This window comes from Yoonia sp. 72 (assembly GCF_034652275.1).
Taxonomy (GTDB): domain Bacteria; phylum Pseudomonadota; class Alphaproteobacteria; order Rhodobacterales; family Rhodobacteraceae; genus Yoonia.
The window spans coordinates 848,186-862,448 of the sequence record NZ_JAXIWG010000001.1 but is presented as its reverse complement, the minus strand read 5'-3'; the positions used below and the strand labels follow the sequence as shown (position 1 = coordinate 862,448).

The window sequence follows — 14,263 nt, the reverse complement described above, 5'->3', positions numbered from 1 at the left end:
GACATCGGGCGGCGCGATGACCCAGCGTCACATAAAATTCGTCAAACCTACACAAATGTGAATCGCAGCGGCTCTATCCGTTCGCCCAACACGAGGGGTTGGACATGCTGACATTTGACAAAGTGACAAAGACTTTTGGTGCGAACACAGCCGTGAACGCCGCCAGTTTCGCGGTAGACAAGCCCATGATGATTGGCATCATCGGGCGGTCCGGTGCGGGTAAATCGACACTGTTGCGTATTCTCAACCGTCTGTCTGATGCCTCGTCAGGCCAGATCACATTTGACGGGCTGGACGTGACAGCCCTGCGCGGTGCCGCCAAGCGCAGTTGGCAATCGCAATGCGCGATGATCTTCCAGCAATTCAATCTGGTGCCGCGCATGGATGTTGTGTCCAACGTGCTGCACGGCACGCTGAACCGCCAGTCCACGCTGGCCACGATGTTCAACCTTTACCCGACTGCTGACATCCACAAAGCAATCGATATCCTCGACCGTCTGGGCATGGCCGCCCATGCGCCCAAGCGGGCAGAGGCCCTGTCGGGTGGCCAACAGCAGCGCGTCGCCATCGCGCGCGCACTGATGCAGGACCCGCGCATCATTCTGGCGGATGAACCCATCGCCTCGCTTGATCCGATGAACGCACAGGTCGTCATGCAGGCCCTGCGCGACATCCACGAAGAGGACGGGCGCATGGTGATCGCCAACCTGCACACGCTGGACACTGCGCGCCGCTATTGCGACCGCGTCATCGGCATGCGCGATGGGCGCATCGTGTTCGACGGAACGCCCGAACAGCTGACCACGGGTGTCGCCCGCGACATCTACGGCGCCGACGACAGCTTTTCCGAAAGCATGACCTCGACCCAGATCGAACAAAGCGCTGCGGCCACGGCCCTGATGGAAAAAGCCGCCGCTCTTTGACCCTTTCCCCCGTGCCCCGTCACGGGGCGCATCCAACCAAGAGAGACCGATATGAAAAAGTTGATTGCAACTGCCTTGATGACGACTGCCCTTGTGGCCCCTGCCTTTGCGCAGGACACGATCACCGAATTCCGCATCGGCCTGCTGGGCGGCGAAAACGCGCAGGACCGTCTGGCGTCCAACGAATGTTTCCGCGCCTATACCGAAGAAGCACTGGGCGTCCCAACACGCTTGTTCACCGCCGCTGACTATAACGGCGTCATTCAGGGCCTGATCGGTGGCACGCTCGACATGGCGTGGCTGGGTGCCTCTGCCTATGCCGCCGTTTACGTCGAAGACCCCGATGCGGTGGAGCCGATCCTCGTCAAGACCAACCTTGATGGCTCGTTCACCTATTTCTCCATCGGCTTTGCCCGTGCGGACAGCGGCATCACCTCGTTGGAAGACATGGAAGGTCAGGTTTTCGCCTTTGGTGACCCGAACTCGACCTCCGGCTATCTGATCCCGCTGGTCGAGATCCCCGAGGAAGGCTTCTCGATGGAACCCGGCGAATATTTCTCTGACGTTGTGTTCACCGGCGGGCATGAGCAGACCATCGTCGCGGTGGCCAATGGCGATATCGCTGCTGGGGTGACTTGGGCTGACGGTCTGGGTGACTGGGAAGACGGCTATAACTCCGGTGCTTTGCGCCGTGCGTCCGACAGCGGTCTAGTCGATATGAACGATCTGGTCGAAATCTGGCGGTCCAAGCCGATCCCCGAAGGCCCCATCGTGATCCGTCAGGCGCTGCCCGATGACGTCAAGCAGACCATGTTTGATCTGACAGCCAACCTGCATGAAGTCGACGAGGCCTGCGCCTATGGCGTCGCCGCTGGTGAGACCGCAGGTTTCACCCCCATTGGCCATGATGCCTACGAGACCATCATCGCGGTCCGTCGCAGCCAGATGAACTAAGGCAGAACGAACCAAAAGCGGGTCCGGCACCAGCCGGGCCCGCCTTTTTTGTGACAGGGCAGGGACATGGCAGAAATTTCCGCATCCACATCTTTGGGCACGCAGTCAACGCGTGACAATTACATGGCGATGACCCGCCGCAAACGGGCCTATGGCGGAATCATATTGGCCGTGTTCATTCTGCTGATGGTGACCGGATTTCAGACCGTGGATGCGCGCAGCGCGGGCGGTTTCTGGGAAGGTTTGCCGCGCATTTTCGACTTTCCCGCGGGTGTTGTCAGCGAGGCATGGGACCGGATCGACCGGATGCCTGCCAATCTGGCCACCTATTTTCCTGCGCTGATCGAGACGATCAATATCGCTGCTGTGTCCACGCTGGTGGGTGCGATCCTCGGGCTGATCCTGTCGCTGTTGTCGACGCGCGGGCTGGCGAAATGGCCGCGCCTGATCCCTGTGTTCCGCCGGATGATGGATATTATGCGTGCGCTGCCTGAAATCGTGATCGCACTGGTACTGATCTTTATCCTTGGCGGCGGGCCGATCCCCGCGATGATTGCGATCGCCTTTCACACCGCAGGCGCACTGGGCAAGCTGTTTTCCGAAGTCGCCGAAAACGCCGATCTGAAACCTGTCGAGGGTCTTGCGTCGGTCGGGGCGAACTGGTCGCAGCGGATGCTGCTGGGCGTGATCCCGCAGGTGGCCCCCAACTATCTTAGCTACACACTGATGCGGTTCGAGATCAACATCCGCGCCTCGGCCATCCTTGGATTCGTGGGCGCTGGCGGTATCGGCTACGAGCTGCGCAATGCGATGACATTCGGCATGGGCCGGTTCGATCTGGCGGCGGCGATTTTCGTGCTGCTGTTCCTGACAATCGTGTTTTTCGACCAGATTTCCAGCCATTACCGTAACCGACTGGTCAAGGGGTATCAGGCATGACGATGCTGTCCACCAATGGCGACCTGCGCCAGCAAACCGCCGATCTGTTCATCCGCAAGAAACGCATTGCACTTGCCGTGCCTGCCGTGATCTTCGCCTATCTGGTCTATGTCTTCATCGCCTTCGATGTGGCGGGCCTTGCCGACCGCGCGCGGATGGACAATGCCCGCACGCTGGTGGCCGATGCCTATAGCTACAAGACCCATGTCGCGCGCGACAACCGCGATGCGGAATTGTCTTTTGCTATCGAAGGATCGCGCGCTGGCACCTATCCAGCAGGCGAGAACCCCGAGTGGGTGCAAGTCGAGGGCACCAACATGGTCGTCGATCTGGGGGGCGGGCATATCGTGCGTTATCTCGACGATACGCTGGTCACCTACGAAAGCCCCGATTTCGAGACAATCACCCTGCAGCTTGTGGATGACGTGGTGGTGACGAACCTGCCCGATCCGGCGCCCGACTGGGTCAACGCATCCGATACGCGCGTCGCGATCACGACGGACGCAGGGCGGCTGACCTATACCCGATCAAAGGCCGAAGTTTTCCGGTATTCCAACGGCTGGGAGCTGTTCTTTTTCACGCTAGCGAGCCCCTATTACGGCGCTGGTCTGGGCGATATCCTGTTCGGCGACCAGATCGATCCTGCACGCAGCAATATCGCAGGCGCTTGGGCCGATTTCTGGAGCAATTCGCTCTGGCGGCACACGGATGTGTTCTGGGCCTTGGGCGAAACGGTGCTGATGGCCTTCCTTGGCACCTTTGGCGCGGCCATCATCGCGCTGCCGCTGGCCTTCCTTGCCGCCAAGAACTTTGCCCCTGTCGTGGCCTTGCGCTTTGCGGTGCGGCGGGTGTTCGATTTCGTGCGCGGGGTGGACGGGCTGATCTGGACCATCGTGCTCAGCCGCGCCTTTGGCCCCGGCCCGTTGACAGGGGCGCTGGCGATCCTTGTGACCGACACCGGCAGTTTCGGCAAAAGCTTTTCGGAAGCGCTGGAAAACGTCGATGAAAAGCAGATCGAAGGCGTGCAATCGACAGGGGCAAAACCCGTGCAACGCTATCGGTTCGGGGTGATCCCGCAGGTGACACCGATCCTTTTGTCCCAGATACTCTATTACTTCGAATCCAACACCCGCAGTGCCACGATCATCGGCGCGATCACGGGCGGCGGGATCGGGTTGTTCCTGACACAGGCGATGCAGACCCAGAACGATTGGGAAAAGGTGACCTATTACATCATCCTGATTGTCATCATGGTGATGGTGATGGACACGATCTCTGGCTGGTTGCGGCGCAAGCTGATCAAGGGCGATGAAGGCGGGCATTGATGGCAAGGTTGCGGGCGGATGCGCCGTTCATCCACGACGGATGCAGCATCGATGACAGCACATTCGGTGCCTATGTCGAGATCGGGCAGGGCAGCCGCGTCGCTCACAGCACAATCGGCGACTACAGCTATTGCGACCGCTATGCCGACATTGCCAATACCACCTTGGGCAAATTCGCCAATATCGCGGCCTTCGTGCGGATCGGCGCGACCGACCACCCGATGGACAAGGCCAGCCTGCATCACTTTCACTATCGGTCCGCGTCCTATTTTGACGATGCGTCTGACGATGCCGACTGGTTCGCGCACAGACGCACCCGCCGCACGGTGATCGGCCATGACACTTGGATCGGCCACGGCGCGCAGGTCCGGCCAGAAGTGACGATCGGCCACGGCGCAGTGATTGCGGGCGGGGCCATCGTGACGAAGGATGTGGCGCCTTACATGATCGTCGCGGGCATTCCTGCGACACCATTGCGTTCGCGGTTCAGCGCGCCTGTCGCCGACCGGATGATGGCGCTGGCATGGTGGGACTGGCCGCACGACCGGTTGCGCGCAGCCTTGGATGATTTCCGCAAGCTGCGCGCCGAAGAGTTCCTCGACCTTTACGAATGATCACTCGGCCGCATGGGCCATGCGGACCGGTGCGCTGCTGACGCGGTCGGCCAGATCGCCACACAGATGCGACCAGCGGCCAGCGGCCAGCGTGCCTTCGATCTCGCGGGTTTGGGCATTGCAGATCACCAGATCGGCGCGCTTGCCGGGCGCGATGACGCCGCGATCCTCCAGGCCCATGATCCGCGCAGGATTGGTCGAGATCATTTCCCACGCACGCCCCAGCGGCAGGATGTCCTTGTCCGCCAGCGTGAAGGCCGCGTTGGCCAGCGACGGATAATGGTAATCGGACACCAGCGCATCGCATAGCCCCGCGCGGATCAGGTCGGTCGCAGCGATATTGCCCGATTGCGACCCGCCGCGCACGACATTAGGCGCGCCCATCAGCACCGGATCGCCGTTGGCCTTGGCGACGCTGGCGGGCGCATGGCGGGTCGGAAATTCGCAGACCTTGGCACCGATCATGCCATAGTAATCGCGCGTTGCGGCGTCATGGTCGTCATGGCTGCCGTATTTTACGCCCAGCTCGTCAAAAGCCGCCGCCAGCGTGCACAGGTAACGTGGCACGCGCGCCGACAGCGCCTTGGTTTCTTGCAACAGCCGGATGAACCCCGCCAAATCACGCCCGCCGCGTTTGCCCCAGACCGACAGCCCCTCGGGGTCGGTCTTGATCATGTCGAGCGCTTCGCCAAGGTGGTCGTTGAAGATCACATAGTCGATGCCGTGGTCCCGCACGGCGGCGATCAGCTGGTCGGCGGTATTGACGGTATAGGTCTCGCAGCGCAGCTGGATGCGCAGGTCGGTCAGGGCGCGGGGTTTGTAAGCCGCCAGATCGCGCATGAATTGCACCGCGAAATCGGGGCCGCGCGACCCGCCTTCCCAGCCCCAGCTTTGCGCCATCCAGGCGGTGGTCACGCCGCTGCTGGCGGCGTCACGGTCGACCGATTGCAGACCAATGCGGGCGGGAAAAGGCGCCGAGGGGCGTGGGGCCAGATGCCGCTCAAACGCATCGCCATGCAGGTCGATAATGCCGGGCAGGACCAGATAGCCCGACAGGTCGATCTGCCGGTCGGCAGGCCCCGAGGGCTGCGCCAGCACCGAACCGTCGACGAGTATGTCGCCTTGTGTCAAAGCGCCGTTGTCAAGAACCAGCGCCCCGGTAAGGCGCAGCGTGTGCGTGCGTGTCATGATGCTGCTCAACCTGCGATGTTTTGCTGTGGATAACCGCCGAGTATGTCACCCTTGTGACGTTTCATAGATCGGATAGCGTCAACGTGACCTTGTCGCCCGCGAACCATGTCAGCCCCGCCTCGACGGGCAGGCCGCCCGCATCGACGTTGATGCTGCTGGTGCGCAGGATCGGCGCACCCTCATTGATGCCCAGATGCAGCGCCTGCGTCGCACTGGCGAGTTTCGCGGTGATCCGCGTGCTGGCGCGGGTATAGTCGCTGATCCCGCAGGCGCGCAGGGCGGCGGTGACGCTGGGGTCATCGCGCAGATAGGTCAGAAGGTCGGGAAACCGCGCCGCGGAAAAAACCGAGCGGAACAGCGCGATAACCTGTCCATCGGCCAGCGACAGCCCTTCATAGACATGCACAAGCCCGTCCTGCAGCGCCAGCGCGTCGCGTTCGGCAGCACTCGGTGCGCGGGTATCCAGCGCCAGCACCTGTTTGGCGGGGCTGCGCCCTGCGGCGCGCAGATTCTGGTGAAACCGCACGCGCGGCCCGATGGGGTAATCGGTGGGGGTCGCGGTCACGAACACGCCCGCGCCACGCCTTGGGCGCACCAGACCTTCGGCAGCCAGACCCGCCAGCGCCTGCCGGACCGTGTGCCGGTTCACGCCAAAGCGCGTGGCAAGCGCGGCTTCGGTAGGCAGCTTGTTGCCGGGGCGGTGGATGCCGTCCGCGATTTCATCGCGCAAGGCGGCGGCGATGGCTTGCCAGATCGGGGTGCGTGTCATGGAAGTTTCACATTTGCAGGGATTGGCAGGGCGAGGTGGTTCGGCTATGATTTGTCTAGTTGTATAGTAACCGACGACAGGTGTCTAGATGCAGGCGACAGACGATTCCCAAACGGCGCGCAAGGCCTGGCTTGGCCTGCTGGCCAGGGCCCCTGCAGCCGAGGTGGCAGCACTCTGGTCGGCGGCGGATATGACGCCTGCCCACAGCGTCCTGCGCGCGCCCGAGATTGGCGCCGTCATGGTGCGCGGGCGGGCAGGGGCGGTGGGTGCCGCCTTCAATCTGGGCGAGATGTCGGTGACCCGCGCCTCGATCCGGCTGGCGGATGGCACGGTCGGGCATGGCTATGTGCAGGGGCGCGACCGCACCCATGCGTTGCAAACTGCGCTGATCGACGCGCTGATGCAGACGGAAGCGGCGGGGCAGGTCGAAATCGCCGTGCTGGCCCCTTTGCGCGCCGCCGCCGCCGACCGGAAAGCCACCCGCGCCGCCAAGGCCGCCGCCACCAAGGTCGATTTCTTCACGCTGGTGAGAGGAGAGGATTGATGCAGATCCAAACGCTTGACGGCGGGTTCGCCGCACCGCCGGTGGATGCCGCCCATGCCTTTCGCGCGATCATGACGGCGATGGCGCAGCCCGCCAAGATCGTGACAGTCACAGGCGCGCTGCCGCCTGCGCCGGTGTCGGTCGCCGCCGGTGTCGCGCTGCTGACGCTGTGTGATCCTGAGACGCCGCTGTTTCTGGGGGCGGGGCATGACACAGCCGCTTTGCGCGACTGGATCACCTTTCATTGCGCAGCACCTTTCGTGAGCGCACAGACGGCGCAATTCGCCTATGGCACTTGGGACGCCCTGCCGCTGGAGGCCTTCCCGCTGGGCACATCGGACTATCCCGACAGGTCCGCCACGTTGATCGTTGAGCTACCGCAACTGTCCAATTCAGGTGCTGTCTTGCGCGGGCCGGGGATCAAGGATCAGGCGCATCTGTCTTTGCCCGACATTGCCACCTTCCAGCGCAATGCAGCACTTTTCCCGCGCGGACTCGATTTCATCTTCACCTGCGGCGACCGCTTGGCCGCCTTGCCGCGCAGCACGAGGGTCAGCTGATGTATGTTGCCGTCAAAGGTGGCGAGCGCGCCATCGACAATGCCCATGCCTGGCTCGCCGAGGAACGGCGCGGCGATCTGTCGGTGCCGGAACTCAGTGTCGCGCAAATCCGCGAACAGCTGGCGCTGGCCGTCAACCGCGTGATGGCCGAAGGCTCGCTTTACGACCCCGACCTCGCCGCTTTGGCGATCAAACAGGCGCGCGGCGATCTGATCGAGGCGATTTTCCTGATCCGCGCCTATCGCACCACGTTGCCGCGTTTTGGCGCATCGCTGCCGGTGGACACAGGGGCGATGGCCTGCGACCGGCGTGTATCAGCCACGTTCAAGGACGCCCCCGGCGGGCAGGTTCTGGGGCCGACATTCGATTACACCCACCGCCTGCTGGATTTCAAACTCACCGCCGATGGTGAGGCGGGGCAGGTGGCCGAGGCCGCACCGCTGCAAGGCCCGACCCCGCATATCATGGGGTTTCTGGACCGCGAGGACCTGATCCAGCCGGAACCGGCGGGCGAGGCCACGCCGCCCGACCTGACCCGCGCGCCGCTGGAACTGCCCGCATCCCGCGCGCTGAGATTGCAAGCGCTGACGCGGGCGGACGAAGGCTTTACCCTTGGCATGGCCTATTCCACGCAGCGCGGCTATGCGCGTAACCACGCCTTTGTCGTCGAATTGCGGATCGGCACGGTGGCCGTGGAAATGGACATCCCCGAACTGGGGTTCAGCATCGAAATCGGTGAGATCATTCTAACCGAATGCGAAACCGTCAACCAGTTTCAAGGCTCCAAAACCCAGCCGCCGCAATTCACGCGCGGGTATGGCCTTGTCTTCGGCATGACTGAACGCAAGGCGATTTCCATGGCGCTGGTCGACCGTGCGCTCCGCTGGGCGGAACTGGGCGAGGACAACCTTGGCGCGCCCGCGCAGGACGAGGAATTCGTGCTGTATCACTGCGACAATATTCAGGCGACGGGGTTTCTGGAACATATCAAGCTGCCGCATTACGTCGATTTCCAGTCCGAACTGGAACTGATCCGCAAACTGCGCCGCGAGGCTGTGCAAGTGCCGATGCAGGAGGCCGCGGAATGAGATCAGTCGCCGCCGTCCCCGTCGTCGTTGTAAGATCCGTTCACGCTGGGACCGTCACCTCGGAAAACAAGCGCAAGCGCGATCGGAAAACCGATACATATTGCAATTGCCGTCGCGTTGGTGCGGATGAAATCAACGGCGGTCAGAATTGTTTCCATGCCCTGACGCTAGGCGCGCATTGTGACATTTGCATGACGGCCTGCGCCGGTGATCTAGTCCCTGCGCCGCCGTGTCGACCTGATCGGCCCGCCGTCATAATCGGGATGGCGCGAGAACGGCTTTTGCGGCGTGGCCTCGGGCGGCGCGGCAGTGCCTGTGACCCGCGCCCAGAGCCTGCGCGCGATGTATTGCGCCAGCACGACCAGCACCATGAAGGCGGCAAAAGCCGTCAGGATCGACCCTGCGCTGACCAGCACGCACGCTTCCCCCGCGCCGAAGATCACGGCGTAAAGGATGCTGACCGTCTCGACGCATTCGGCAGACAGCAACGGGTCCATCGGCACATCCTCTTTCACTTACCCATGCCATTTTCCAAGGAAAGCAGGGCAAAATCATGACCGAGTATAACTTTGCCTATCTCGATGAACAGACCAAACGCATGATCCGCCGCGCGATCCTGAAGGGTCTTGCCATCCCCGGCTATCAGGTGCCTTTTGCCAGCCGCGAAATGCCGATGCCTTATGGCTGGGGCACGGGTGGCGTGCAGGTGTCGGCCGCCGTGCTGACGCCCGACGATACGCTGAAAGTGATCGACCAAGGCGCCGACGACACCACTAACGCCGTGTCGATCCGGCGGTTTTTCCAGCGCACGGCAGGGGTCGCCGTAACCGAGAAAACCACGCATGCCAGCGTGATCCAGACCCGCCACCGCATCCCCGAACAGGCGCTGCGCGAGGATCAGATCATCGTCTATCAGGTGCCGATCCCCGAACCTTTACGGTTTCTGGAACCCTCCGAGGTGGAAACCCGCAAGATGCACGCCCTTGAGGATTACGGGCTGATGCATGTGAAGCTTTATGAGGATATCAGCCAGCACGGGGCCATCGCCACCGCCTATGCCTATCCGGTCAAGGTTGAAGGCCGCTATGTCATGGACCCGTCCCCGATCCCGAAATTCGACAATCCCAAACTGGATATGGCCGCGATCCAGCTGTTCGGCGCGGGCCGCGAACAGCGGATCTATGCGCTGCCGCCTTACACAAAAGTCGTCAGTCTCGATTTCGACGACTACCCGTTCCAGCCCACCAAGGCGGATCATGCCTGCGCGCTTTGCGGATCGACGACCAGCTATCTGGATGAATTGATCACCGATGACGCAGGCGGGCGGATGTTCATCTGTTCGGACACCGATTATTGCGCAACCCGCGTGGAGGAGGCCGCATGACCCCCCTGTTGCAGGTCGAAAACCTTGCCAAATACTACGGCGCGCGCATCGGATGCGCGGATGTGAGCTTTGATCTCTACCCCGGCGAGGTCATGGGCATCGTCGGTGAAAGCGGGTCGGGCAAATCCACCTTGCTGAATTGTCTGGCGGGGCATCTGAAGCCCGATCACGGCGCGGTGCGGTTCGATACCCGCACCGACGGGTTGCGCGACACGGTGACGATGTCCGAGCCCGAACGCCGGATGCTGGGGCGCACCGACTGGGCCTTCGTCCACCAGCACGCCCGCGACGGGCTGCGCATGAATGTCAGTGCGGGCGGCAATGTCGGCGAACGCCTGATGGCCGTGAACGCGCGGCACTATGGTGACATCCGCGCGCAGGCAATCGACTGGCTGGGAAGGGTCGAGATCACCGAGGACCGGATCGACGACCGCCCCACGGCGTTTTCCGGCGGAATGCAGCAGCGCCTGCAGATCGCGCGCAATCTGGTCACGGGGCCGCGGCTGGTGTTCATGGACGAACCGACAGGCGGCCTTGATGTGTCCGTGCAGGCGCGTCTGCTGGACCTGCTGCGCGGCCTCGTGCGCGACATGGGGCTGAGCGCCATTATCGTCACCCATGATCTCGCCGTCGTGCGGCTGCTTGCCGACCGGCTGATGGTGATGAAGGATGGTCATGTGGTGGAAACCGGCCTGACCGATCAGGTGCTGGATGATCCGCAGCATGGCTATACCCAGCTTCTTGTGTCCTCTGTCTTGCAGGTGTGAAGATGATCAGCGTCGAAAACGTGTCGAAAAGTTTTACCCTGCACAATCAGGGCAGCACCGAAATTCCTGTTATGGCGGGGGCCAGCCTGCAGGTGGCGGCGGGCGAATGTGTGGCCTTGGTCGGGGCCTCTGGCGCGGGGAAATCCACGCTGATGCGGATGATCTATGGCAATTACCTGACCGCCGCGGGCCGGATCATGGTGGGCGATGTCGATGTGGCTACCGCCCCGCCGCGTGACATCATTGCGCTGCGCCGCCGGACATTGGGCTATGTCAGCCAGTTCCTGCGCGTGGTGCCACGGGTGCCGACGATAGACGTGGTGGCCGAACCTTTGCTGATCACAGGCACCGCGCCTGACGAGGCGCGAGCCAAGGCAGCCGATCTCTTGGCGCGGCTGAACATCCCCGAGCGGCTCTGGGGTCTTAGCCCAACGACCTTTTCGGGGGGCGAACAGCAGCGGGTGAATATCGCGCGGGGGTTCGCGTTCCCCTATCCCGCGCTATTGCTGGATGAACCGACCGCCAGCCTCGATCCCGTCAACCGCGCCACGGTGCTCGCGATGGTGCAGGAGGCCAAGGCACGCAGCGCCGCGATCATCGGCATCTTCCACGACCGCGCCGCGCGCGAGGCATTATGCGACCGGCAGGTGGACGTGACCCGCTTTACCCCCGGCCTTGCGGCATGACCGGACGGTTTATCGCTATTGTCGGGCCGTCCGGTGTCGGCAAGGATTCGGTGATGGCGGGGCTGGTGGCCCGCGACGCGCGTCTGCGGCTTGTGCGCCGTGTCATCACGCGGCCGTCAGAGGCCGGGGGCGAGGATTTCGACGGTGTAGACGACGCGACCTTCGACAGGCTGGCCGCCCAAGGTGCCTTTGCCTTGCACTGGGCGGCGCATGGCTTGCGCTATGGTATCCCCGCGACGGTCGGCACCGATCTGGCGGCAGGGCGGGATGTGCTGGCGAACCTGTCTCGCGGTGTCTTGCCAGCGGCTCAGGCGCGGTTCGATCCGTGCCTCATCATCAACCTGACCGCGCGGCGCGACGTGCTGGCGCAGCGCCTTGCCGCGCGCGGGCGCGAAACGGCACAGGATATCGCGCGCCGGTTGGACCGTGCCGATTATGCGCTGCCTGCGGGGGTTGCGGCCGTGACCATCGACAACAGCGGCGATCTGGACACCACCGTTCAGGCAGTGCTGCGCCTGCTTTATCCGGTCAAGGTGTAGCGGTGGATCTGGTGAAACAGGCCGCCCACATCCTGCCCCATCAGCGTGACAGCATCGATGGTGCAGGGTGCCGCGATCAGCGGCGCGACCATCGGCTGCAAGGCGGCGACAACCTCCGCCGCCTGTGCGTCGGGCAACTGCCCGCTCAGCGTCAGGTGCAAATGAAAGTCGTCGAAAATATAAGGATAGCCCCAGTCCAGCATCTGCCGGTCCTGCCGCAGGGTCAGCGGTGCTTTGCGGCGGCGGGCGATATCGGCCTCGGTCAGCGGCGCGCGGTGGGGGTCGAGTTCGGTCACAATGGCACGTTCCAGATCCTGCAGGGCAGGGGGGGCCGCCACGGGACGCAAGGCGACAAAGCCGTGATCGTGCCCCAAGGCGAGATGCCCGATCTCGACTGGCGCATGCCGTGTCGCAAAATCAGCCACGGCCTGCTGCAACGCCGCAGGGCCGCTGTCGGCGGACAGGCGGAAGGGTGCTTTCATCGTGGCATGCAACCCGTATTTGCGCGGGGTGTCCGTGACCGCCGCCACATTGATCCCCGCGATCGGGGGATGCGGCACAGCGCGTCCCGCCGCACTGTCCCAGCCCAGCCAAGCTGCGCCGAAATCGGCCAGCGGGCCGGTGGGTGTATAGAAAATGGCAAATCTTTCGAACATGACCAAACCCCTAGCAACAGTATCGTGACACCGACATGACAGAGCCCATCATTCTTGCCAACGCCCGCCTGATCCTAGAAGGCGAGGTGGTCACCGGATCGCTGACCATCAAGGATGGCATCATCGTCGATCTGGCCCAAGGGGCTGGCGTGCCCAAAGGGGCGGTCGATCTGGGCGGCGATTACCTTGCCCCCGGTCTGGTCGAATTGCACACCGACAACCTTGAACGGCATCTGGTACCAAGGCCAAAGGTGGACTGGCCCTACCGCGCCGCGATCATGGCGCATGACCGCGAACTGGCAGGCTGCGGGATCACGACCGTCTATGATGCGATCAGGGTCGGGTCGATCCTGTCGAACAATGGCAAGCGCTATGGCAAATATGCCCGCCAGATGGCGGATGAAATCCTTGCCATGCGCGCGGCGGGCCACCTGCGGATCAGCCACCACCTGCACCTGCGGGCGGAAATCTGTTCGGAAACGCTGGCCGAGGAGCTGGCCGAATTTTCCGACAGCGACCGGATCGGCATCATCTCGATGATGGACCACACGCCCGGCCAGCGGCAGTTTTCCGACATCGCCAAGTTCGAAACCTATGTGCGCGGCAAACACAACCTGAGCGAAGACGACTTTCGTGGCTATGTCGATTTCCTCTATGGCTTGCAGGAACAGTTCGGCCCCGCGCATGAGGCGGCGACGGTTGCGGCGGCAAACCGCCTTGGCGCGGTGCTGGCAAGTCACGACGACACGACACCTGCACAGGTCGCGACCAGCCACGCCCATGGCGTGACTTTGGCCGAGTTCCCGACCAGCGTCGCGGCTGCGGACGCATGCCACGCACACGGGATCGCCACGATTATGGGCGCGCCGAACCTGATCCGCGGCGGGTCGCATTCGGGCAATGTGGCGGCCTCCGATCTGGCGGCGCGCGATCGGCTGGACATCTTGTCATCTGACTATGTGCCCGCGTCCTTGCTGCTGGCGGCGGTTAGGCTTGGGCTGATCTGGGACGATCTGCCGCGCGGGATGGCGACGGTCACTACGGCACCCGCGCAGGCGGCCGGATTGCAGGACCGCGGCAGGCTTGCCTGCGGGCAACGGGCCGATCTGGTTGTGTTCAGCCTGCTTGATGATACCGCGATGGTGCAACAGACCTATAGTGCGGGACGGCGGGTCTTTTGATCACGGTGTCTGAGCGATCTGACGCTAGGGCACGCCGATAAACGGTTGCAAGCGAACCAATCCTGGGTTGCACTCCGCCAGCAACAACAGGAGATGTCGATGACCCCGCTCAAAACCGCTGCGCTTGCTCTTGGGCTGCTTGC

The 14,263-nt window shown here is 63.0% G+C and carries 18 protein-coding genes; 13 read left to right on the top strand and 5 right to left on the bottom strand.

Annotation, left to right across the window (positions count from 1 at the left end; translation table 11 throughout):
* Positions 1-104: 104 nt before the first annotated feature.
* From phnC to VCK47_RS04475, 5 genes are all read left to right on the top strand, one after another.
* Complete coding sequence (gene phnC / locus VCK47_RS04495; RefSeq protein ID WP_322889520.1) at positions 105-923, top strand: phosphonate ABC transporter ATP-binding protein; 819 nt, start codon at positions 105-107, stop codon at positions 921-923.
* Between the two features lie 51 nt (positions 924-974).
* The gene (gene phnD / locus VCK47_RS04490) at positions 975-1,877 is read left to right on the top strand and encodes a phosphonate ABC transporter substrate-binding protein (RefSeq protein WP_322889519.1); all 903 of its coding nucleotides are present in this window, start codon (positions 975-977) and stop codon (positions 1,875-1,877) included.
* Positions 1,878-1,943: 66 nt separating this feature from the next.
* Positions 1,944-2,816: a phosphonate ABC transporter, permease protein PhnE gene (gene phnE, locus VCK47_RS04485; protein ID WP_322889518.1), complete on the top strand. Its 873-nt coding sequence runs from the start codon at positions 1,944-1,946 to the stop codon at positions 2,814-2,816.
* Positions 2,813-4,141: a phosphonate ABC transporter, permease protein PhnE gene (phnE, locus tag VCK47_RS04480; RefSeq protein WP_322889517.1), complete on the top strand. Its 1,329-nt coding sequence runs from the start codon at positions 2,813-2,815 to the stop codon at positions 4,139-4,141. The genes phnE (VCK47_RS04485) and phnE (VCK47_RS04480) overlap by 4 nt, the downstream gene beginning before the upstream one ends.
* On the top strand, positions 4,141-4,755 hold the full coding sequence (locus VCK47_RS04475; protein WP_322889516.1) for a chloramphenicol acetyltransferase: 615 nt from the start codon (positions 4,141-4,143) through the stop codon (positions 4,753-4,755). Before phnE (VCK47_RS04480) ends, VCK47_RS04475 begins: the two co-directional genes overlap by 1 nt.
* On the opposite strand, the gene VCK47_RS04470 is transcribed toward VCK47_RS04475, so the two are convergent.
* Together VCK47_RS04470 and phnF are read right to left on the bottom strand one after the other, a co-directional pair.
* Entirely contained in the window at positions 4,756-5,943 is a 1,188-nt protein-coding gene (locus VCK47_RS04470) for an alpha-D-ribose 1-methylphosphonate 5-triphosphate diphosphatase (RefSeq protein WP_322889515.1), read from the bottom strand.
* Between the two features lie 64 nt (positions 5,944-6,007).
* Positions 6,008-6,715: a phosphonate metabolism transcriptional regulator PhnF gene (gene phnF, locus VCK47_RS04465; protein ID WP_322889514.1), complete on the bottom strand. Its 708-nt coding sequence runs from the start codon at positions 6,713-6,715 to the stop codon at positions 6,008-6,010.
* An 88-nt stretch (positions 6,716-6,803) separates the two neighbouring features.
* Here phnF and phnG point away from each other — a divergent pair, with 88 nt between their 5' ends.
* Genes phnG through VCK47_RS04450 form a run of 3 tightly spaced genes read left to right on the top strand, consistent with a single transcriptional unit; the run spans position 6,804 to position 8,907 of the window.
* Positions 6,804-7,259 (top strand): phosphonate C-P lyase system protein PhnG, encoded by a 456-nt coding sequence (phnG, locus tag VCK47_RS04460; protein WP_322889513.1) that lies wholly within the window; start codon positions 6,804-6,806, stop codon positions 7,257-7,259.
* Entirely contained in the window at positions 7,259-7,819 is a 561-nt protein-coding gene (phnH, locus tag VCK47_RS04455; RefSeq protein ID WP_322889512.1) for a phosphonate C-P lyase system protein PhnH, read from the top strand. The genes phnG and phnH overlap by 1 nt, the downstream gene beginning before the upstream one ends.
* On the top strand, positions 7,819-8,907 hold the full coding sequence (locus VCK47_RS04450; RefSeq protein ID WP_322889511.1) for a carbon-phosphorus lyase complex subunit PhnI: 1,089 nt from the start codon (positions 7,819-7,821) through the stop codon (positions 8,905-8,907). The genes phnH and VCK47_RS04450 overlap by 1 nt, the downstream gene beginning before the upstream one ends.
* A 2-nt stretch (positions 8,908-8,909) precedes the next feature.
* On the opposite strand, the gene VCK47_RS04445 is transcribed toward VCK47_RS04450, so the two are convergent.
* Together VCK47_RS04445 and VCK47_RS04440 are read right to left on the bottom strand one after the other, a co-directional pair.
* A complete protein-coding gene (locus VCK47_RS04445) occupies positions 8,910-9,065 on the bottom strand; it encodes a hypothetical protein (protein WP_322889510.1) in 156 nt (51 codons plus the stop codon).
* A gap of 54 nt (positions 9,066-9,119) precedes the next feature.
* Entirely contained in the window at positions 9,120-9,404 is a 285-nt protein-coding gene (locus VCK47_RS04440) for a hypothetical protein (protein WP_322889509.1), read from the bottom strand.
* A gap of 56 nt (positions 9,405-9,460) precedes the next feature.
* On the opposite strand from VCK47_RS04440, the gene VCK47_RS04435 reads away from it, so the two are divergent.
* From VCK47_RS04435 to phnN, 4 genes are read left to right on the top strand one after another with little or no spacing between them, the layout of a single operon-like run.
* Positions 9,461-10,291 carry an alpha-D-ribose 1-methylphosphonate 5-phosphate C-P-lyase PhnJ gene (locus VCK47_RS04435; RefSeq protein ID WP_322889508.1) on the top strand — a complete coding sequence of 277 codons (831 nt, stop codon included), beginning with the start codon at positions 9,461-9,463 and terminating at the stop codon, positions 10,289-10,291.
* The gene (gene phnK, locus VCK47_RS04430) at positions 10,288-11,058 is read left to right on the top strand and encodes a phosphonate C-P lyase system protein PhnK (RefSeq protein ID WP_322889507.1); all 771 of its coding nucleotides are present in this window, start codon (positions 10,288-10,290) and stop codon (positions 11,056-11,058) included. Before VCK47_RS04435 ends, phnK begins: the two co-directional genes overlap by 4 nt.
* Before the next feature lie 2 nt (positions 11,059-11,060).
* The gene (phnL, locus tag VCK47_RS04425; RefSeq protein WP_322889506.1) at positions 11,061-11,744 is read left to right on the top strand and encodes a phosphonate C-P lyase system protein PhnL; all 684 of its coding nucleotides are present in this window, start codon (positions 11,061-11,063) and stop codon (positions 11,742-11,744) included.
* A complete protein-coding gene (gene phnN, locus VCK47_RS04420) occupies positions 11,741-12,283 on the top strand; it encodes a phosphonate metabolism protein/1,5-bisphosphokinase (PRPP-forming) PhnN (RefSeq protein ID WP_322889505.1) in 543 nt (180 codons plus the stop codon). The genes phnL and phnN overlap by 4 nt, the downstream gene beginning before the upstream one ends.
* Here phnN and VCK47_RS04415 read toward each other — a convergent pair.
* Complete coding sequence (locus tag VCK47_RS04415; protein WP_322889504.1) at positions 12,265-12,939, bottom strand: DUF1045 domain-containing protein; 675 nt, start codon at positions 12,937-12,939, stop codon at positions 12,265-12,267. The two genes, phnN and VCK47_RS04415, sit on opposite strands and share 19 nt — an antisense overlap.
* Positions 12,940-12,974: 35 nt before the next feature.
* On the opposite strand from VCK47_RS04415, the gene VCK47_RS04410 reads away from it, so the two are divergent.
* Complete coding sequence (locus VCK47_RS04410; protein ID WP_322889503.1) at positions 12,975-14,120, top strand: alpha-D-ribose 1-methylphosphonate 5-triphosphate diphosphatase; 1,146 nt, start codon at positions 12,975-12,977, stop codon at positions 14,118-14,120.
* Positions 14,121-14,263 lie beyond the last annotated feature (143 nt).

Bases quoted from the DNA above. Each gene is read 5' to 3' on its own strand.
- phnF (WP_322889514.1), bottom strand. From the start codon at position 6,715: ATGACACGCACCCCGATCTGGCAAGCCATCGCCGCCGCCTTGCGCGAT.
- phnE (WP_322889517.1), top strand. From the start codon at position 2,813: ATGACGATGCTGTCCACCAATGGCGACCTGCGCCAGCAAACCGCCGAT.
- VCK47_RS04450 (WP_322889511.1), top strand. From the start codon at position 7,819: ATGTATGTTGCCGTCAAAGGTGGCGAGCGCGCCATCGACAATGCCCAT.
- phnD (WP_322889519.1), top strand. From the start codon at position 975: ATGAAAAAGTTGATTGCAACTGCCTTGATGACGACTGCCCTTGTGGCC.
- phnH (WP_322889512.1), top strand. From the start codon at position 7,259: ATGCAGATCCAAACGCTTGACGGCGGGTTCGCCGCACCGCCGGTGGAT.
- phnE (WP_322889518.1), top strand. From the start codon at position 1,944: ATGGCAGAAATTTCCGCATCCACATCTTTGGGCACGCAGTCAACGCGT.
- VCK47_RS04475 (WP_322889516.1), top strand. From the start codon at position 4,141: ATGGCAAGGTTGCGGGCGGATGCGCCGTTCATCCACGACGGATGCAGC.
- phnN (WP_322889505.1), top strand. From the start codon at position 11,741: ATGACCGGACGGTTTATCGCTATTGTCGGGCCGTCCGGTGTCGGCAAG.
- phnG (WP_322889513.1), top strand. From the start codon at position 6,804: ATGCAGGCGACAGACGATTCCCAAACGGCGCGCAAGGCCTGGCTTGGC.
- phnL (WP_322889506.1), top strand. From the start codon at position 11,061: ATGATCAGCGTCGAAAACGTGTCGAAAAGTTTTACCCTGCACAATCAG.
- phnK (WP_322889507.1), top strand. From the start codon at position 10,288: ATGACCCCCCTGTTGCAGGTCGAAAACCTTGCCAAATACTACGGCGCG.
- VCK47_RS04440 (WP_322889509.1), bottom strand. From the start codon at position 9,404: ATGGACCCGTTGCTGTCTGCCGAATGCGTCGAGACGGTCAGCATCCTT.
- VCK47_RS04470 (WP_322889515.1), bottom strand. From the start codon at position 5,943: ATGACACGCACGCACACGCTGCGCCTTACCGGGGCGCTGGTTCTTGAC.
- VCK47_RS04415 (WP_322889504.1), bottom strand. From the start codon at position 12,939: ATGTTCGAAAGATTTGCCATTTTCTATACACCCACCGGCCCGCTGGCC.
- VCK47_RS04410 (WP_322889503.1), top strand. From the start codon at position 12,975: ATGACAGAGCCCATCATTCTTGCCAACGCCCGCCTGATCCTAGAAGGC.
- phnC (WP_322889520.1), top strand. From the start codon at position 105: ATGCTGACATTTGACAAAGTGACAAAGACTTTTGGTGCGAACACAGCC.
- VCK47_RS04445 (WP_322889510.1), bottom strand. From the start codon at position 9,065: ATGGAAACAATTCTGACCGCCGTTGATTTCATCCGCACCAACGCGACG.
- VCK47_RS04435 (WP_322889508.1), top strand. From the start codon at position 9,461: ATGACCGAGTATAACTTTGCCTATCTCGATGAACAGACCAAACGCATG.